General features: G+C 71.9%; 13 protein-coding genes and 3 pseudogenes. 5 read left to right on the forward strand and 11 right to left on the reverse strand.

The genetic code is table 11. The features are described from left to right. Positions 1 to 203: 203 nt before the first annotated feature. Positions 204 to 959, forward strand: a complete 756-nt coding sequence (locus tag ACQEV8_RS19250; protein WP_432961832.1) for an SIS domain-containing protein — start codon at positions 204 to 206, stop codon at positions 957 to 959. Positions 960 to 983: 24 nt separating this feature from the next. Here ACQEV8_RS19250 and ACQEV8_RS19255 read toward each other — a convergent pair. After that, positions 984 to 2,383 (reverse strand): annotated as a pseudogene (locus ACQEV8_RS19255) (PAS domain-containing protein). Between the two features lie 461 nt (positions 2,384 to 2,844). Here ACQEV8_RS19255 and ACQEV8_RS19260 point away from each other — a divergent pair. Beyond that, positions 2,845 to 3,318 carry a diadenosine tetraphosphate hydrolase gene (locus ACQEV8_RS19260; protein ID WP_432961834.1) on the forward strand — a complete coding sequence of 158 codons (474 nt, stop codon included), beginning with the start codon at positions 2,845 to 2,847 and terminating at the stop codon, positions 3,316 to 3,318. 81 nt (positions 3,319 to 3,399) lie between these two features. Here the strand turns inward: ACQEV8_RS19260 and ACQEV8_RS19265 are convergent, their stop codons facing one another. Next, the gene (locus tag ACQEV8_RS19265; RefSeq protein WP_432961836.1) at positions 3,400 to 4,500 is read right to left on the reverse strand and encodes a citrate synthase 2; all 1,101 of its coding nucleotides are present in this window, start codon (positions 4,498 to 4,500) and stop codon (positions 3,400 to 3,402) included. Between the two features lie 284 nt (positions 4,501 to 4,784). On the opposite strand from ACQEV8_RS19265, the gene pdxH reads away from it, so the two are divergent. Further along, positions 4,785 to 5,453: a pyridoxamine 5'-phosphate oxidase gene (gene pdxH / locus ACQEV8_RS19270; protein ID WP_432961838.1), complete on the forward strand. Its 669-nt coding sequence runs from the start codon at positions 4,785 to 4,787 to the stop codon at positions 5,451 to 5,453. Between the two features lie 4 nt (positions 5,454 to 5,457). On the opposite strand, the gene ACQEV8_RS19275 is transcribed toward pdxH, so the two are convergent. From ACQEV8_RS19275 to ACQEV8_RS19315, 9 genes and pseudogenes are all read right to left on the reverse strand, one after another. After that, positions 5,458 to 6,015 carry a hypothetical protein gene (locus ACQEV8_RS19275; RefSeq protein WP_432961840.1) on the reverse strand — a complete coding sequence of 186 codons (558 nt, stop codon included), beginning with the start codon at positions 6,013 to 6,015 and terminating at the stop codon, positions 5,458 to 5,460. A gap of 2 nt (positions 6,016 to 6,017) precedes the next feature. After that, on the reverse strand, positions 6,018 to 6,629 hold the full coding sequence (locus ACQEV8_RS19280) for a TetR/AcrR family transcriptional regulator (RefSeq protein ID WP_432961842.1): 612 nt from the start codon (positions 6,627 to 6,629) through the stop codon (positions 6,018 to 6,020). After that, positions 6,617 to 7,353, reverse strand: a pseudogene (locus ACQEV8_RS19285) (enoyl-CoA hydratase family protein). The gene ACQEV8_RS19280 and the pseudogene ACQEV8_RS19285 overlap by 13 nt, the downstream one beginning before the upstream one ends. After that, entirely contained in the window at positions 7,350 to 8,918 is a 1,569-nt protein-coding gene (locus ACQEV8_RS19290; protein ID WP_432961844.1) for a 4-coumarate--CoA ligase family protein, read from the reverse strand. The pseudogene ACQEV8_RS19285 and the gene ACQEV8_RS19290 overlap by 4 nt, the downstream one beginning before the upstream one ends. A 35-nt stretch (positions 8,919 to 8,953) precedes the next feature. Continuing rightward, complete coding sequence (locus tag ACQEV8_RS19295; protein WP_432961846.1) at positions 8,954 to 10,081, reverse strand: acyl-CoA dehydrogenase family protein; 1,128 nt, start codon at positions 10,079 to 10,081, stop codon at positions 8,954 to 8,956. 56 nt (positions 10,082 to 10,137) lie between these two features. After that, a pseudogene (locus ACQEV8_RS19300) lies at positions 10,138 to 11,987 on the reverse strand (acetyl/propionyl/methylcrotonyl-CoA carboxylase subunit alpha). Between the two features lie 8 nt (positions 11,988 to 11,995). Further along, complete coding sequence (locus ACQEV8_RS19305) at positions 11,996 to 13,594, reverse strand: acyl-CoA carboxylase subunit beta (RefSeq protein WP_432961848.1); 1,599 nt, start codon at positions 13,592 to 13,594, stop codon at positions 11,996 to 11,998. Further along, the gene (locus tag ACQEV8_RS19310; protein ID WP_432961850.1) at positions 13,591 to 15,258 is read right to left on the reverse strand and encodes an acyclic terpene utilization AtuA family protein; all 1,668 of its coding nucleotides are present in this window, start codon (positions 15,256 to 15,258) and stop codon (positions 13,591 to 13,593) included. Before ACQEV8_RS19310 ends, ACQEV8_RS19305 begins: the two co-directional genes overlap by 4 nt. Next, the gene (locus tag ACQEV8_RS19315; protein ID WP_432961852.1) at positions 15,255 to 16,061 is read right to left on the reverse strand and encodes a TIGR03084 family metal-binding protein; all 807 of its coding nucleotides are present in this window, start codon (positions 16,059 to 16,061) and stop codon (positions 15,255 to 15,257) included. Before ACQEV8_RS19315 ends, ACQEV8_RS19310 begins: the two co-directional genes overlap by 4 nt. Positions 16,062 to 16,449: 388 nt before the next feature. Between ACQEV8_RS19315 and ACQEV8_RS19320 the strand changes: the two genes are divergently transcribed. Continuing rightward, positions 16,450 to 17,232, forward strand: coding sequence for a hypothetical protein (locus ACQEV8_RS19320; protein ID WP_432961854.1), 783 nt, complete (start codon positions 16,450 to 16,452; stop codon positions 17,230 to 17,232). Positions 17,233 to 17,363: 131 nt separating this feature from the next. Continuing rightward, positions 17,364 to 18,104 (forward strand): class I SAM-dependent methyltransferase, encoded by a 741-nt coding sequence (locus ACQEV8_RS19325; protein WP_432961855.1) that lies wholly within the window; start codon positions 17,364 to 17,366, stop codon positions 18,102 to 18,104. The last annotated feature ends 1 nt before the right edge of the window (position 18,105 follow it).

Genomic DNA, 18,105 nt, shown 5'->3' on the forward strand with positions numbered 1-18,105 from the left:
CCCGGCACGAGGGAAGGGTACGAACGCCCCCTTCGCGGACCCCGGAGCCCCGCTCAGCACCCGCTCAGCACCCGCTCAGCACCCGCTCAGCACCCGCGCCCCTGGCCGCCCCGCCGTATTGACACCGCACTGGTCCAGACCGCACCGTGATGCGCGACACGCGCCCACCGAGGCCATCCCGGGCCATCCTGAAGGGACCCCGTATGAGCGACCGCGCGCCGGCCGGCCAGTTCCTCGACGCCGCGATCGACCTGCTGCGGCGGGTCCGCGACGAGGAGGCCGACAGCGTCACGGCCGCCGGCACGCTCCTCGCCGACACCGTCGAGAACGGGGGCCGCCTCTTCGCCTTCGGCGCCGGGCACTCCTCCCTCGCCGCGCAGGACCTCGTCTACCGCGCGGGCGGCCTCGCCCTCATGAACCTGCTCGCCGTACCGGGCGTCGTCGGCGTCGACGTCATGCCCGCGCCGCTCGGCTCCGCCCTGGAACGCGTCGACGGCCTCGCGAGCGCCGTCCTGGACAGCTCCCCGCTCCGCGCGGACGACGCCCTGCTGATCATCTCCCTGTCGGGGCGCAACGCGCTCCCCGTGGAGATGGCCATGAACGCCCGCGCCCGGGGTGTCCGGGTCATCGGTGTGACCTCGGTCGCCTACGCCTCGGAGACCGAGTCCCGGCACTCGTCGGGGACGTATCTGAAGGACCACTGCGACCTCGTCCTCGACTCGAAGATCGCGGTCGGCGACGCCGAACTCACCCTCGACAACGTCCCGGCCCCCTTCGCCCCCGCCTCCACGGTCGTCACCTCGGCCCTCCTCCAGGCCGTCATGGCCACCACGGCCGCCACCCTCGCCGACCGGGGCCTGGAGCCCCCGCTCCTGCGCTCCGGGAACGTCGACGGCGGGCACGACTGGAACGGCCGCGTGATGGAGCGGTACCGGGACCGGATCTTCTACCGGCACTGAGGCGACGGCGAGACGCGCGCCGGTTCACACCGGCTCGTCGGACAACCCCGCGAGATCCAGAGCCGCCGCGATCCGTACCGCCACGTCCTCCGCGTACATCGCGTCGGACCGCTCGAACGCGCTACGCCCGGCCCCCCGCAGGAACGTCACCACACCCAGCGTCCGCCCCGGCTGCGCAGCACCGCGCACAGGGCGTGCACCGCGTCCGGCGGCCACCGCCGGGCCTCGGCCCACAGCCGGGCCTCCTCGGGCGACGCGGACCCCGCACTCGCCCGCAGCGCGCCCACCCGCTCCACGCACTGCAGGGCCGGATGCCCCTCCGCGTACCGCGCGGGCAGCCCCGCGTGACCGGAGAGCTTGCTCGGCCCCGGCGCCCCGGACGGGGTGGCGGCGACCCGCACCAGCCGTACCGGCCCCTCGGTCTGCGCGTCGACCAGCGCCCCGCCCGCCACCCGGTCGATCAACGCGTGGTCGGCGAACCCGGCCAGGGCGAAGTCCAGGTGGACCGTCGCGGCCTCCGCCGGGTCCTCACACTCGGCGGCGGCCCGCGAGGCCCGGTGCAGCTGCTGCGTCCGGAACCGCAGCAGCGACGCCTCCTGCTCGCTCTGCTTGGCCTCCGTCACGTCCTGGAACAGCCACCCCACACCCAGCGGAACCGGCTCCTCCGCGAGCGGTGAGGCCAGCCGTACGAAGCCGCTGCGCCAGCACCGCCGCCGCTCCCCCTCCGGCGTGCGCACACCCACCCACACCTCGGCGGGCGCGGGCGGCGCGCCCTCCGCCAGCACATGCTGCAGCGCGCTCTCCAGCTCCTCCACGCCCTGCGACAGCAGGTCCCCGAGCGGGCGGCCGAGCGCGGACGTACGACCCGTGCCCAGCGCCTTGGCCGCGTGCGCGTTCACCACGGCCGGCCGCAGGTCCACATCCACCAGCACGACGCCCCAGCTGGCGTCCTCGAACAGCGCCTCGCTGAGCGCGATCGACCGCTCCAGATCGATCTGCGCGTGCACCTCGCTGAAGGCGCAGTACACACCCGCCGGCTTCCCGTCGGTCCCTCGCACGGCCGCCGACTGGGTCCGTACGAGCACCCGCCCGCCGTCCTTCGTCAGCAACGCGAACTCGTGCACCTGCCGGCCCGGGGCGTGCATCGCCGACAGCAGCCGGCTCTCGACCTCCTCGGCGTCCGCGCTGCGCACGGCCCATCCGGCCAGGCCCCGCCGCCCCACGGCCTCGTCCGCGCTCCATCCGAGAATCCGCTCGGCCTCGCGGTTCCAGTGCGTCACGACACCGTCGGCGTCGAAGGCGCACAGCGCCGCGTCCATCCCGTCCAGCAACGCGGCAAGCAGATCGGACCCGTCCGCCCCGTCCCGCTCGGGCTCGTCGGGCCCCAGCTCGTCGGTGGTCCCACTACGCCGGGAAGCACTCACCTGGACCCCCTGCAGGCTGCGTCCGCACGTACCGCACGTCGGTTCGCTACTTGCAATCATTCAACTGGAACGTGACCCAGCGCACACCGTGTTCCCGCAACATTGAAGGAATCGTTGTACGAGGGCATTCCCCCCGTCATCCGCGAACGAACACCCGCCTCCTCCACGGCCCGGAGTCAAGGTCTCAGAAAAACGGTTGATCCGAGGCCGGTCGGTTTCCTAGGGTTCCAGGTACACGAGAAGGGAGGTGGTTCGGCAGATGTATGAGAACCGGACGCGTGAGGTGGCTGCGGGCTAGCGGCCCGTCACCACACACAGTGCGGTGCCGGACCAGCGCGTGAGCGAAGCGCGCAGCCGGCCCAATCTCCAGCAGTCACCCGACCCGCGAGCCGCCGGTACGTCCGGCCGGCCCTCCTCAGGAGGACCAGGCTCGCGGGTCGTCTGCGTTTTCGGGGTGGTTCGTGGTGGGCGAATGGCGTGAGGACCGGGTCGGCAGTGCGCTGCGGGGTACGAATCCGGCCGTGCTGCGGAGGCTGGACGCCGGGTTCGCGGTGATCGGGGACGTGCAGTTCCTGCCCGGCTACTCGGTACTGCTGACGGATGATCCCACGGTGCGGCGACTGTCCGAGCTGCCGAGGGGCAGGCGGCTGGCGTTCCTGGGGGACATGGACCGGCTGGGGGAAGCGGTCGAGCGGGCCTGTCGGCGGGTGGAGTCGGGGTTCCGGCGGGTCAATCTGGAGATCCTGGGGAATGCCGAGGGGTTTCTGCACGCGCATGTGTGGCCGCGGTACGACTGGGAGCCCGAGGATCTCGTACGGCTGCCCGTGTGGCTCTATCCGCGGGAGAGGTGGAGCGAGGAGCGGTATGCGCTCGGGCCGCGGCATGCCCCGCTGCGGAAGGCGATCGGGGAGGAGCTGGACCGGCTGGGAGCGTAGGCACAGGCGTAGGCGCCGGTACGGCGAACGGCCATCACGCGGAGCGGTCGGCTCCGGGCGATGGCCGTCGGTGGGATGAGCTCAGTGGGCGATGTCCCCGTAGCCCTCGATCTCGCGGGGGTCGCGGGTGCCCGGGCCGACGTAGCGGGCCGAGGGGCGGACCAGGCGGCCCGTGCGCTTCTGTTCGAGGATGTGGGCGGACCAGCCGGCCGTGCGGGCGCAGGTGAACATGGACGTGAACATGTGCGCCGGGACCTCGGCGAAGTCCAGGACGATGGCCGCCCAGAACTCGACGTTCGTGGCGAGGACACGGTCGGGGCGGCGGGCGTGGAGCTCGGCGAGGGCCGCCTTCTCCAGGGCCTCGGCGACCTCGAAGCGGGGGGCGCCCAGTTCGCGGGCGGTGCGGCGCAGGACCCGGGCGCGGGGGTCCTCGGCGCGGTAGACGCGGTGGCCGAAGCCCATGAGGCGCTCGCCGTTGTCGAGGGCCTGTTTCACGTAGGCCTCGGCGTCGCCCGTGCGTTCGATCTCCTCGATCATGCCGAGGACGCGGGAGGGGGCGCCGCCGTGCAACGGGCCGGACATCGCGCCCACCGCGCCGGAGAGCGCGGCCGCGACGTCCGCGCCCGTCGAGGCGATCACACGGGCCGTGAACGTGGACGCGTTCATGCCGTGCTCGGCCGCGCTCGTCCAGTACGCGTCCACCGCCGCCACATGCTTGGGGTCCGGCTCGCCGCGCCAGCGGATCATGAAGCGTTCGACGACGGACTGGGCCTTGTCGATCTCACGCTGCGGGACCATGGGCAGGCCCTGGCCGCGGGCGGACTGGGCGACGTAGGAGAGGGCCATGACGGCGGCGCGGGCGAGGTCGCCGCGGGCCTGCTCCTCGTCGATGTCGAGGAGCGGCTTGAGGCCCCAGACCGGGGCCAGCATGGCCAGGGCCGACTGGACGTCGACGCGGATGTCGCCGGAGTGGACGGGGATGGGGAACGGCTCGGCGGGCGGCAGACCGGGATTGAAGGCGCCGTCGACGAGCAGGCCCCAGACGTTGCCGAAGGAGACATGGCCGACGAGGTCCTCGATGTCGACGCCCCGGTACCGGAGTGCGCCGCCCTCCTTATCCGGTTCGGCGATCTCCGTCTCGAACGCGACTACTCCCTCGAGCCCGGGTACGAAGTCGGACATCAGGCGGCTCCTCGTGATGTAAGTGACAGATGGTGTCTGGTGGGGTGAGACGTGTGAACCATGTGTCAGTCAGCTTGCGAAGCGGGCGGCCGTCCGGTGGATCCACGGTCGTCGCGGCGACTCGCGGTCCTGGCCGGTCTCCCCTGTGATGCCCCGTGCGGCTGGCGGTCACCCAACCGGATCGGCATCAGAACGATATCCCCGAGTGCCACCGTTGGGGAGACTTCACGGCACTCAGTGCCACTCAGTGACGAAGGACACCGTCCATACGGCAAGATGACCGGGTGACCGACCGCGACGCCGTCCCCTTCGATCTGGCCTCGATGCGCAAGCAGTACCGGGCCGAGGGGCTCTCCGAGACCGAGCTGGCCGCCACGCCCGTCGAGCAGTTCGCGCGCTGGTTCAAGCAGGCCGCGACGGACGGCGGGCTGTTCGAGCCGAACGCCATGGTCGTCTCGACGGCCGACGCCGAGGGACGGATCAGCGCCCGTACCGTTCTGCTCAAGCACTTCGACGAGCAGGGCTTCGTCTTCTACACGAACTACGACTCCCGCAAGGCCCGTGACCTGGCGGAGAACCCGTACGTCTCGCTGCTCTTCCCCTGGCATCCGATGGCCCGGCAGGTCCTCGTCACCGGTGTCGCGCGGCGCACCGGCCGGGACGAGACGGCGGCGTACTTCCGGACCCGGCCGCACGGCTCACAGCTCGGCGCGTGGGCCAGCGCGCAGTCCTCCGTGATCTCCACCCGCGCCGACATCGACGACGCGTACGCCGAACTGGCCGCGCGCTATCCGGAGGGCGAGCAGGTGCCCGTGCCCCCGCACTGGGGCGGCTTCCGGGTGGCCCCGCAGTCGGTCGAGTTCTGGCAGGGCCGCGAGAACCGGCTGCACGACCGGTTGCGGTATGTGGAGCAGGCTGATGGGAGCTGGCGGGTGGAGCGGCTGAGTCCCTGAGGGCTCAGATCTGTCCCCACACGTATGCCGTGCGGTGGCCGCCGAGCAGCTCGGAAAGGCGGGCGCGGAAGTCGTCGGTGAGGTCGGGCCAGTTCCAGAACTCGAAGCCGAGGTGGCCGAAGGCCATGGGGCACTCGTCCCAGGACCAGTCCGGAAGGGCGACGGCCGCCGTGCAGCCGGGGCAGTCGACGGACGCGGCGCCGGTGTCGTGCCAGGTCCGCATCGCGGCGTGGAAGCCAGGCCAGGTCCGGTCGTCCAGCGGCGTGGCTGACACGCAGTGTGGACAGACCGCGGCCCCGGGCAGGTCGGCGCCACTGGTGAAGCCCGTACGGCTGGTGTGGACGGCCAAGCCGTCCCAGGGCTCCTGGTCCCAGTCGTCGGTCACGGCCCGTTCCCAGTTCGGGCCGGGCGGATGCCCGAGCGGCCGTCCCAGGACGCAGTCCGTCCGGTCGGCGAGGACGACGCCCTCCTCGACGAGCCCTGCGAGGACCTGTCGCGCCAGGTGCTCGGCGTCGGTCGCGCTCGCGTCGAGGTCGACGATCGTCTGGTAGCTGTCCCCCATGGTCAGCCCAGCGTCTCCTCCAGCAGCCCCGCCCACTGCGTGACCACCCGTTCCCGGCGGGCAGCGTCGTCCGTGAGGAGGTTGGCGAGGCCCAGGCCCCGGGCCATGTCGAGGAGGCCCTGGACCGTTTCGCGGACGCCGGGGAGGGATTCGTCGGCGGCGAGGAGGTCGACCGCTATGCGGTGGGTCTCGCGGCCCACGCGGGATTCGAGTTCGGTGACGCGGGGGCGGAGCTGGTCCTCGTTGGAGGCGGCGACCCAGAGGTGGAGGGCGGCGCGGAAGAGGGGGCCGGTGTAGAGGTCGACCAGGGCGGCGACGACCGCGTGACGGTCTCCGGACGCGCCCTCGGGGAACAGGGCCCGCAGGGCCGTGGAGCGTTCCTCGGCGACGTATTCGACGGCCGCCGTGAAGAGGTCCTCGCGGGTCGGGAAGTGATGCTGGGCGGCGCCGCGGGAGACGCCGGCGCGTTCGGCGACGACGGAGACGGTGGAGCCGGCCCAGCCGTGTTCCGCCAGGCAGGCCACGGCGGCTTCCAGGAGCCGCTGCCGGGTGGCCCGGCTGCGGTCCTGCTTGGGGACCCGCTCCGCACGGTCGGCCGTGCTCACACCACCCATGCCGCATCCCGTCGTTCGAGGAAGGCCGTCATCCCCTCGCGGGCCTGCGGGGAGGAGAACAGCCGGGCCGAGAGCGCGGTCAGGTCGGCCGCGTCCCGGTCGAAGGTTTCCAGCACCCTAGCCGTGAGCAGCCGTTTCGTCTCGGCCAGGGCGTCGGGGGCGGACTTGCGCAGGCCGTCCAGGATGGGGGCGAGGGCCGTGTCGACGTCTTCGGCGTGCGTGGTGAGCAGGCCTGTGCGCTGTGCCTCCGCCACGTCGAAGCGTTCGCCCGTGAGGTAGTAGCGGGCCAGGGCGCGCGGGTCCGTGCGCGGGAGCAGGGGCAGGGAGATGACCGCGGGGGCGACACCGATGCGGACCTCCGTGAAGGCGAAGGTGGCCTCGGTGGAGGCGGCCGCCATGTCGCAGGCGGCCAGCAGGCCGAGGCCGCCCGCGCGGACGTGCCCGGTGACGCGGGCGACGACCGGCTTGGGCAGTTCGATGATCTGCCGCAGCAGGGCGACGAGCGCGTCCGGGGGCGGGGGTCCTTGAGGTCGGCTCCGGCGCTGAAGGTGTTGCCGGTGTGGGTGAGGACGATCGCGCGGACGCCGGTGTCCTTGCCGGCGTCGGTGAGGGCGTCGGCCAGTTCGGCCACCAGGGCCGACGACAGGGCGTTGCGGTTGTGCGGTGAGTCGAGGGTGAGGGTCTCGACCGCACGCGCGCGCGTGCGGGTGATGAGGCGGCTCATGCGCGCTCCCTGAGCTGTCGGCGGAGGATCTTGCCGGAGGCCGCGCGGGGGATGCCGACGATGAAGGTGACGTGCCGGATCCGCTTGTAGGGCGCGACGCGTTCGGCGACGAACATCATGATCTCCGCCTCCGAGAGGCCGGCGGCGGACGGCTGGCGGACCACGTACGCGTGCGGGACTTCGTTGCCGTCGTCGTTGTATCTGCCGATGACGGCGGCGTCGGCGATGCCCGGGTGGGTGAGGAGGAGGGCCTCCAGCTCGGCGGGGGCCACCTGGAAGCCCTTGTACTTGATGAGCTCCTTGACGCGGTCGACGACGAACAGCCAGCCGTCGGGGTCGACATGGCCGACGTCGCCGGTGTGCAGCCAGCCGTCGGGGTCGACCATCGCGGCGGTGGCGTCGGGGCGGCCGAGGTAGCCCTTCATGACCTGGGGGCCGCGGATGAGGATCTCGCCGGACTCGCCGGCGGGGAGGTCCGTGCCGGGGTCGTCCAGGGAGACGATGCGCATCTCGGTGCCGGCGATGAGCTTGCCGACCGTTCCGGGCGGCGCGTCGCGCATCGCGTCCAGGGGGACGACGTGGGTGCCGGGCGACAGTTCCGTCATGCCGTAGGCCTGGCCGACGGGCGGCAGGCCGAGCCGCTCGGAGCAGGCGGCGGCGAGGCGGGCGTCCAGAGGTGCGGCGGCGCTGAGGATGTACTTCAGGGACGACAGGTCGTACTGCTCGACGGCCGGGTGCTTGGCGAGGGCCAGGACGATCGGCGGGGCCACGTAGAGGCCGGTGATGCGGTGGTTCTGGATGGCCGCGAGGAACTGTTCCAGGTCGAAGCGGGGCAGGACGACGACGGTGGCGCCCTTCCTGAGGGGCGCGTTCATCAGGGCCGTGAGGCCGTAGATGTGGAAGAACGGCAGGACGGCGAGGATGCGGTCGCCGGGGCCGGCGGGTATCGCCCCGTCGAGCTGGGCGAGGTTGGTGGCGATCTGCCGGTGGGTGAGCAGCACGCCCTTGGGTGTGCCGGTGGTCCCGGAGGAGTACGGGAGGGCCGCCACGTCGTCGGCGGGGTCGATGTCGATCACCGGCTCGGGGGCGGCGGAGGCCAGCATGTCGATCAGGGACCGGTGGCCGGTGGCGCTGTCGCACACGAAGATCTCGTGTACGCCGCCCGCGAGTTCGGCGGCCCGGCGCGCGACGTCCAGCAGCGGCGAGACGGTGACGATCCAGCGGGCCGCCGAGTCCCGCAGTTGCTTGGCGAACTCGTCGGCGGTGGCGAGCGGGTGCACGGTGGTGACGGTGGCTCCCGCGCGCGTGGCGGCGTAGAAGGCGGTCGGGAAGGCGATGGTGTTGGGACTGTGCAGGGCGAGGACGTCGCCCTTGCGCACCCCGGCCTCGGCGAGCCCGGCGGCGACGCGCCGGTGGAAGCGGTCCAGCTGCTCGTAGGAGAGGGTGGTGCCGTCGGTGCCGTCGATCAGTGCCGGGGTGCCGCCGAACTCCGCGGCCCGGGCCAGGACCGCGTCATGGATGGGGAGGTCGACGGGCGGGACGTCTGCGTACTCGCTGCGGAACATGGTTCCTCCTCGCGCGCGGGCCGTCTTGGGCCGTCTCAGTACGACTTGGGCAGGCCCAGGGTCTGGTGGGAGACGTAGTTCAGAATCATCTCCCGGCTCACCGGTGCGATACGAGCCACGCGCGAGGCCGTTATCAGCCGGGCCAGGCCGTACTCGCGGGTGAGGCCGTTGCCGCCGAGGGTGTGCACGGCCTGGTCCACGGCCTTCACACAGGCCTCCCCGGCCGCGTACTTCGCCATGTTGGCGGCCTCCCCGGCGCCCGTGTCGTCGCCCGCGTCGTACAGCTGGGCGGCTTTCCCCATCATCAGGCGGGCGAGTTCGAGCTCGATGTGTGCCTGGGCCAGGGGGTGGGCGATGGCCTGGTGGGCGCCGATGGGGGTCTTCCAGACCTGCCGGTCGCGGGCGTAGTCGACGGCTCGCGCGAGCGCGTAGCGGCCCATGCCGATCGCGAAGGCGGCCGTCATGACGCGCTCGGGGTTGAGGCCGGCGAAGAGTTGCAGCAGGCCCGCGTCCTCGTCGCCGACGAGGGCGTCGGCGGGCAGCCGTACGTCGTCGAGGGTCAGCTCGAACTGCTTCTCCGCGGCGTTCAGTTCCATGTCGATGGGGCGGCGTTCGAAGCCGGGTGTGTCGCGCGGGACGATGAACAGGCAGGGCTTGAGGCTGCCGGTGCGGGCGTCCTCGGTACGGCCGACGATGAGGGTCGCGTCCGCGATGTCCACGCCGGAGACGAAGACCTTGCGGCCGGTGAGGATCCAGTCTCCGGTGTCCTGGTCGCGGCGGGCGGTGGTGGTGATGCGGTGGCTGTTGGAGCCGGCGTCGGGTTCGGTGATGCCGAAGGCCATGAGGCGGGAGCCGTCCGCCAGGGCGGGGAGCCAGGTCTGTTTTTGGGCGGCTGTGCCGAAGCGGGCGATCACCGTGCCGCAGATCGCTGGTGAGACCACCATCATCAGGAGGGGACAGCCTGCGGCACCGAGTTCCTCGAGGACGAGGGAGAGTTCGGATATGCCGCCGCCTCCGCCTCCGTACTCCTCGGGGAGGTTGACGCCCAGGTAGCCCAGTTTGCCCGCTTCCGACCAGAGTTGAGTAGGGTCTGATCCTCGGCCGTGGCGTTTGCCCAGGGCTGAGACGGCTTCTCGTAGGGACTTGTGGTCTTCGGTGTCCATGAGGAGTCCTTTCGGGTGCGGGAGCGTCGTGGCTTGTCGCGCAGTTCCCCGCGCCCCTAGAAGCCCTCTTCCACCACTGCCAGCAACATGCCCGGCTCCACCTGTTGTCCGGGCACGGCGTGCAACTCGCTCAGCGTTCCTGTGACCGGGGCTGTGATCTTGTGCTGCATCTTCATCGCCTCCAGCCAGAGGATCGGGTCTCCGGACTTCACCGGCGCTCCTGCCGTCAGGCCCTCGGCGACTCGGACGACCGTGCCGGGCATGGGGGCCAGGAGGGAGCCGGGGGCGTGCTGGGCCGTCGGGGCGGGGAAGCGGGGCAGGGGCGTGAGGGGGGTGGTGTTGACGTAGAGCTGGTCGCCGTAGCGGGACACCTCGAACCTTCGCCGTACGCCGTCCGCTTCGAGGATGACCAGACCGGCGTCGGCGTGTACGACGCTCACCCCGTCGGCCTCCAGGCCCGTGCGGGTGTGGCGGTAGCGGACCTCGCACTCCTCCCCCGCCATCGCATAGCGCTTGATCTGCGGCTGCGAGGGCACGTTGCGCCAGCCACCGAAGCGGGAGCGGGAGCCGGTGCGGGCGTCGGCGAGGGCCGCGGCGAGGGGGGCGTGCGGGTCGGTGGCGGGGGCGGTCAGTTCCGGCAGGTGGCGGTCGTAGAAGCCGGTGTCCATGCGGGCCGCGGTGAACTCGGGGTGGCGCAGGGAGCCGACCAGCAGGTCGCGGTTGGTGACGGGGCCGTGGATCACGGCCCGTTCCAGGGCGGAGGCGAGTTTGCGGACGGCCTCCCTGCGCGTGGGGGCGTGGGCCACGAGTTTGGCGAGCATGGGGTCGTAGTGGACGCCGATGGTGTCGTTGTCGGTGTAGCCGGTGTCCAGGCGGACGCCCTCCGGTACGGACAGACGGTGCAGGCGGCCGGTCTGCGGGGCCCAGTCGCGGGACGGGTCCTCGGCGTACAGGCGGACCTCGACGGCGTGGCCACGCGCGCGCGGCGGGTCGCTGTCGAGGGGGTGGCCCTCGGCGATCCGGAGCTGTTCGGCCACCAGGTCGAGGCCGAACACGGCTTCCGTCACGGGGTGTTCGACCTGGAGGCGGGTGTTCATCTCCAGGAAGTGCGCCCTGCCGTCGGCGACGAGGAACTCGACCGTTCCGGCGCCCACGTAGTCGACGGCTCGGGCGGCCCGTACGGCGAGGGTGCTCAGCTCCTGCCGGAGTTCGTCGGGGAGTCCGGGTGCCGGGGCCTCCTCGACGACCTTCTGGTGGCGGCGCTGGAGGGAGCAGTCGCGGGTGCCGAGCGACAGGACCGTGCCGTGGGTGTCGGCGAGGATCTGGACCTCGACGTGGCGGCCGTTCTCCACGTACGGCTCGACGAAGACCTCGCCGTCGCCGAAGGCGCTCGCGGCTTCGGCGCGTGCGGAGGCCAGTTCGGCGTCCAGGTCCGCGAGCCGTCGTACGACCCGCATACCGCGTCCGCCGCCGCCCGCCGCGGCCTTCACCAGTACGGGCAGGTCGGCTTCGGTGACATGGGTGAGGGGCTGGATGCCCATGAGTTGCTTGGCGCGGGTCTTGGACGCCATCGCCTCGATGGCCTCGGGGGCGGGCCGATCCAGAGCAGGCCCGCGTCCTGGACGGCCCGGGCGAAGCCGGCGTTCTCGGAGAGGAAGCCGTATCCGGGGTGCACGGCGTCCGCGCCGGCCGCGACGGCGGCCTTCAGGATCAGGTCGCCGCGCAGATACGTGTCGGCGGGTGCCTCCCCCGGAAGTCGTACGCTCGCGTCGGCCACGCGTGCGTGGAGGGCGCCCTCGTCGGCGTCCGAGTGGACGGCGATGGTGCGGATGCCCAGTTCGCGGCAGGTGCGGAAGACACGGCAGGCGATCTCACCGCGGTTCGCCACCAGTACAGAAGTGATCATCATCAGCCTCACATCCGGAAGACGCCGAAGCCACCGCGGGCGCCCTCGTAGGCCGCCGTGTGGATGGCCGACAGGCACAGGCCGAGGACGGTGCGGGTGTCGCGCGGGTCGATGACTCCGTCGTCGTACAGCCGCCCGGACAGGAACATCGGCAGCGACTCGGACTCGATCTGCTGCTCCACCATGGCGCGCAGCGCCGCGTCCGCCTCCTCGTCGTAGGGCTGCCCCTTGGCGGCGGCGGACTGTCGGGCGACGATCGACAACACGCCCGCGAGCTGCTGGGGGCCCATGACGGCCGACTTGGCGCTGGGCCAGGCGAAGAGGAAGCGGGGGTCGTAGGCCCGGCCGCACATGCCGTAGTGGCCGGCGCCGTAGGAGGCGCCCAGCAGGACGGAGAGATGGGGGACGCGGCTGTTGCTGACGGCGTTGATCATCATCGCGCCGTGCTTGATGATGCCGCCCTGCTCGTACTCCTTGCCGACCATGTAGCCGGTGGTGTTGTGCAGGAAGAGCAGCGGGATGTCGCGCTGGTTGGCGAGCTGGATGAACTGGGCGGCTTTCTGGGACTCCTCGCTGAAGAGGACCCCTCGGGCGTTGGCGAGGATGCCGACCGGGTAGCCGTGCAGGGCGGCCCAGCCGGTGGTCAGGCTCGTGCCGTAGAGCGGCTTGAACTCGTCGAAGTCGGACGCGTCGACGATGCGGGCGATGACCTCGCGCGGGTCGAAGGGGCTCTTCAGGTCGCCGGGGACGATGCCGAGGAGTTCCTCGGCGGCGTACTTGGGGGGCTCGGCCGGGCCGGGATCGTCGTACGCCTTGCGGTGGTTGAGGCGGGCGACCACGCGCCGGGCCTGACGGAGCGCGTCGGGCTCGTCGACGGCGAAGTGGTCGGCGAGGCCGGACACGCGCGCGTGCATCTCGGCGCCGCCCAGGGACTCGTCGTCGCTCTCCTCTCCCGTGGCCATCTTCACCAGCGGCGGGCCGCCGAGGAACACCTTCGCCCGCTCCTTGACCATGATCACGTGGTCGGACATGCCGGGGATGTAGGCGCCACCCGCGGTGGAGTTGCCGAAGACGACGGCGATGGTCGGGATCCCGGCGGCGGACAGCCGTGTCAGGTCCCGGAAGACGGCGCCCCCGGGGATGAAGATCTCCTTCTGGGACGGCAGATCGGCTCCCCCGGACTCCACCAGGCTGATGCAGGGCAGCCGGTTGGCGAGGGCGATGTCGTTCGCGCGCAGGGCCTTCTTCAGCGACCAGGGGTTGCTCGCTCCCCCGCGCACGGTCGGGTCGTTGGCGGTGATCAGGCACTCCACTCCCTCGACGACACCGATGCCGGTGACGAGGGAGGCGCCGACGGTGTGGTCACTGCCCCAGGCGGCCAGCGGGGACAGCTCCAGGAACGGGGTGTCGGGGTCGAGGAGCAGCTCGATGCGCTCGCGGGCGAGGAGTTTGCCGCGTTCGCGGTGCCGCGCCACGTACTTCTCGCCGCCGCCCGCGAGGGCCTTGGCGTGCTCGGTGCCGAGTTCGGTGAGCTTGGCGAGCATTGCCTCGCGGTTGTCCCGGTGGTCGGGGCTGCTCGGGTCGAGCGCGGAGGTCAGGACGGTCAAAGGAGGGCCTCCGGTATGTCCAGGTGGCGGGAGCGCAGCCATTCGCCGAGGGCCTTGGCCTGCGGGTCGAAGCGGTGCCGGTCGGCGACGCCGGCGCCGAGGATGCCCTCCACGACGAAGTTGAGGGCTCGGAGACCGGGCAGGAGATGCCGGGTGACGTTCAGTTCGCGGCTCTCGGGGATCAGCTGCTGGAATCGTTCGGCCGTCAGCTCGTGTGCGAGCCAGCGCCAGGCGTCGTCCGTGCGGGCCCACACCCCGACGTTGGCGTTGCCGCCCTTGTCGCCGCTGCGGGCGCCCGCGACGAGACCGAGGGGGGCGTGCCGGGTGGGACCGGGTGGCAGGGGGGCCGGGAGCGGAGGGTCGGGCAGCCGGTCGAGTACGAGGGTGTCGTGGGGCGGCGGCACATGGACTCTGCGCCCACCGTCCAGGACGGCCACATGGTCGACGGTCCCATGGGGGACGTACACATCCTCGAAGACCCCATAGGGCGAGCCCTTCCCCGGTGGGGCCAGCACATGGAAGCCGGGGTAACTGGCGAGCGCCAGCTCCACGGCCGCCCCGCTCAGCGCCCGCCCGACGGTCTCCTGGTCCGGGTCCCGTACGACGAGCCGCAGCAGCGCGCTCGCCGTCTCCTCCGTGCTCGCGTCGGGCCGGTCCGTGCGCACCAGCTCCCAGCGCACGTCGGCGGCCTTGCCGAGAGCCGGTTCCAACTGCGCCCGCACCAGGGCTGCCTTGGCCTCGATGTCGAGGCCGGTGAGCACGAAGACGACCTCGTTGCGGAAGCCGCCGAGCTTGTTGAGGCCGACCTTGAGGGTGGGCGGGGGCGCCTCTCCCCGCACGCCGTCGATCCGGACCCGGTCGGGCCCGTCCTGGCCGAGCCGTACGGTGTCCAGCCGGGTGGTGACGTCGGGCCCCGCATACCGGGCACCGGCCGTCTCGTACAGCAACTGGGCGGTGACCGTGCCGACGTCGACGAAGCCGCCGGTGCCGGGGTGCTTGGTGATGACGCAGCTGCCGTCGTCGTGGAGCTCGGCGAGCGGGAAGCCGGGGCGGCGGACGTCGCCGTCCCGGAAGAAGGCGTAGTTGCCGCCGGTGGCCTGCGCCCCGCACTCCAGGACGTGCCCGGCGACGACGGCACCCGCGAGCCGGTCGTAGTCCGTTTCCCTCCACCCGAAGTGGGCGGCGGCGGGCCCGGTGACGAGGGCCGCGTCCGTCACCCGCCCCGTGACGACGATGTCCGCGCCCTCCCGCAGACACGCCGCGATGCCGAAGCCGCCGAGGTAGGCGTGGGCGGCGAGAGCGCCGGGGTGACGGGAGGTGAGGTCGTCGCCTTCCACATGTGCGACGCGTACGGGGATGCCGAGCCGGTCGGCCAAGTGCCGTACGGCGTCGGCGAGTCCGGCCGGGTTGAGTCCGCCGGCGTTGGTGACGATCCGGACGCCCCGCTCGTGGGCGGTCCCGAGACAGTCCTCCAACTGCCGCAGGAAGGTGCGGGCGTATCCGGCGGCCGGGTCCTTCAGACGGTCGCGGCCGAGGATCAGCATCGTCAGCTCGGCGAGGTAGTCGCCCGTGAGGACGTCGAGTTCGCCGCCGGTGAGCATCTCGCGCAGGGCGTCGAAGCGGTCGCCGTAGAAGCCGGAGGCGTTGCCGATGCGCAGGGTCATCCGGGCTCCCCCGCCGGCTTCGGCTGCGGTGTACGGCCGCTGCCCGGCGGGCCTGCGAAGGCCTGGGCGAGGTCCAGCCAGCGGTCGGCGTCGGGGCCGTCGGCGCGCAGCGCGAGGTCGGTGCGGTGGGCGCGCTGGGTGACCAGGAGGCAGAAGTCGAGGGCGGCGCCGGTGACGCGCTGCGGGGCGTCCTCGGGGCCGTACGCCCACACGCCGCCGGAGGGTGCGTGGAGTTCGACGCGGAACGGATCGGCGGGTGGGGTCAGCCCGTGCACGCCGTAGGCGAAGTCCCGGGTCCGTACCCCGAGCCAGGCCACATGCCGCAATCGCTCGGTGGGTGGGCGCACCACACCCAGGGCGTCGGCCACGTCCTGTCCATGGGCCCAGGTCTCCATAAGACGGGCCGTTGCCATGGATGCTGCCGACATGGGTGGGCCGTACCAAGGGAAGCGCGCCTTGGGCGGGGCGGCCCGCAGCGCCTTCTCCAACGCCGTACGGCCCTCACGCCATCGTGCGAGCAGTTCGGCGGGCGGGAGCGCGGCGCTCTCCTCGGCGCCCTCGTCGACGAAGGAGTTGGGCTCCGCGAGGGCCTTCTCGACCAGGGCACGGAAGCCGTCGGCGTCCGTGACGGCGAGCAGGGCCGAGCGGTCGGTCCAGGCGAGGTGGGCGATCTGGTGGGCGACGGTCCAGCCGGGGGCGGGGGTCGCGAGCGCCCAGCGCGGCGTGCTCAGCGCGGCCACGAGGCGGTCGAGTTCCTCGCTCTCCTCGCGCAGGTCGTCGATCACGGACGTCGGATCGGACACGGGCGCTCCCTGGGGCACGGCGGTGTGCGGGGTGGTGCGGCGTGCCGAGGAGCATGGCAGTGGAGGCAGAAACAATCAAGCATGCTTGCATGAAATGGCGGAGTGGCTGAAAGCGTGCTCTTTGGCGGCGCGATCAATACACTCCCAGTCACGCTCGTTCCATTGGTCGCACTTCGGGGGAGAAACCAGAATGAGCACCTGGAATCCGGGCGGGCAGCCGCCTCACGACCCGCACGGCAGGCCTCCGCAGCCGCCGGGCGCAGGGTATCCGCCACCGGGCGCCGGGTACCCGCCACCGGGCCCCGGGCATCCGCCACCGGGCGCCGGTTACCCGCCCCAGGGTGGCCATCCGCCCCACATCCCCCACCCCCACATCCCTCACCCCTACATGCCGCATCCGGTGCCGCCGCAGGCGCCGCCCCCCGGCCCCTTCACACGGTTGCGACGGCGGATCGGCCCCATCAACACCGCGCGTCGCGTCTTCAGGCCGTCCCGGCCGGACCTCGTCGAGGACCCGTTCATCGCGCGGATGCAGAAGATCCGTACGCTCGTGGGACTCGGCGCGGTGGTGTGGCTGTCGGTGACCTACAAGGTCACCAAGTCCGCGGAGGGCATCGCGAGCGACCGTTTCAACCAGTCGTGGATCAGCGTCCTGGTGCTGTCGGTGACGCTCCCGGTGGCCGTCGGCATCCTGCTGGCCCTGACCGCCCCCTCGGCCCGCCGGGACCTGCTGCGCCGGGCGGCGCGGTCCTTCGGCGCGATCGTCGCCCTCGTGGCCGCGGTCTTCGTCTTCCCGGCGACCATGCTCACCGGCTTCGTCGAGGGGAAGTTCGCCACCAACCCGGTGATGACCGTGATCACTTGGGCGACCACGGTGTTCATGATGGTGTGGTTGCTGCCGTTCATCGCCTGGGGCATCGGCCTCGCCCTGGTCCATGTGTTCCGCACCGCCGACATCCACCAGACCATGCCGCCGCTGCTCGCGATGACACTCGTGTGGGAGATGACCCTGATCGACGTGTCCACGGGGGCGTACGCGGGCGTGCCGGGGCCGGTGCGGGTGGTGTTCCTGCTCGGGGCCCCGGTGTCCGTGACGGCGGTCGGGCTGTGGGAGCTGCGTCGGCTGCGGGTGCGGTACGGGATCACCGTGGGCGGGATCCTGGTGCGCTGAGAGGTCTCGCGGACCGGATGGTCCGGCTCGGGCTCGTCCGGCGGATCATGGGCCGAGCCAGGGCCGGACCGAGGCGAGGGAGTGCCCTGGTCGTGTTGACCGCCCCCGGCAGGCAGTGCTGGAGTCGGCTCGTGGACAGCATCCCCGCCAACCGGCGGTTCTGGAACCGGATCAGTAGCGCCTACCAGCACGAGCACGACCCGCAGATCGGCGCCACACCCCGGCTGTGGGGCATGTACTCCATCCCCGACGCGCACCTGCACGCCCTGGGCGACGTCACCGGCAAGCGCGTCCTCGAACTCGGCTGCGGCGCCGGCCAGTGGTCCAGGGCGCTCGCCGCCGAGGGCGCCACCGTGGTCGGGCTCGACCTGTCCGAAGCCCAACTCGCCGCAGCGGCACGCGCGATGGGAGCGGCCCGCTACCCGCTGGTGCAAGGCGCCGCCGAACAACTCCCCTTCGCCGACGACAGCTTCGACCTGGTGTTCTGCGACTTCGGTGGGCTCAGCTGGGCGCCCCCGCACCTGGCCGTCCCGCAGGCCGCACGCGTCCTGGTCCGAGGCGGGCGCCTGGTGTTCAACGTCGCCAGCCCATGGTTCGAAGCTTGCTACGACGAAGCCGCCAGCCGCGTGACCACCACGCTGCAGCAGGACTACTTCGGGCTGGACACCATCGCCGAAGACGAAGGCGCGACCAGCTATCAGCTCACCTACGGCGACTGGGTCAAGGTCCTGCGCGGCGCGGGTCTCGTCATCGACGACCTCATCGAGCCGCGGCCCGAACCCGGAACACCCAACGGCTACAACGAAACCGACCCACCCGACTGGGCACACCGCTGGCCGGCGGAACTGCTTTGGGTAACCCACAAACCTTGAG

The organism is Streptomyces sp. CA-179760 (assembly GCF_050937045.1).
Lineage (GTDB): Bacteria > Actinomycetota > Actinomycetes > Streptomycetales > Streptomycetaceae > Streptomyces.

Excerpts from the sequence above, each read along its gene's own strand:
- ACQEV8_RS19310 (WP_432961850.1), bottom strand. The coding sequence starts at position 15,258 with ATGACCCTGCGCATCGGCAACGCCTCCGGCTTCTACGGCGACCGCTTC.
- ACQEV8_RS19250 (WP_432961832.1), top strand. The coding sequence starts at position 204 with ATGAGCGACCGCGCGCCGGCCGGCCAGTTCCTCGACGCCGCGATCGAC.
- ACQEV8_RS19295 (WP_432961846.1), bottom strand. The coding sequence starts at position 10,081 with ATGGACACCGAAGACCACAAGTCCCTACGAGAAGCCGTCTCAGCCCTG.
- ACQEV8_RS19275 (WP_432961840.1), bottom strand. The coding sequence starts at position 6,015 with ATGGGGGACAGCTACCAGACGATCGTCGACCTCGACGCGAGCGCGACC.
- ACQEV8_RS19265 (WP_432961836.1), bottom strand. The coding sequence starts at position 4,500 with ATGTCCGACTTCGTACCCGGGCTCGAGGGAGTAGTCGCGTTCGAGACG.
- ACQEV8_RS19320 (WP_432961854.1), top strand. The coding sequence starts at position 16,450 with ATGCCGCATCCGGTGCCGCCGCAGGCGCCGCCCCCCGGCCCCTTCACA.
- ACQEV8_RS19290 (WP_432961844.1), bottom strand. The coding sequence starts at position 8,918 with ATGTTCCGCAGCGAGTACGCAGACGTCCCGCCCGTCGACCTCCCCATC.
- ACQEV8_RS19280 (WP_432961842.1), bottom strand. The coding sequence starts at position 6,629 with ATGGGTGGTGTGAGCACGGCCGACCGTGCGGAGCGGGTCCCCAAGCAG.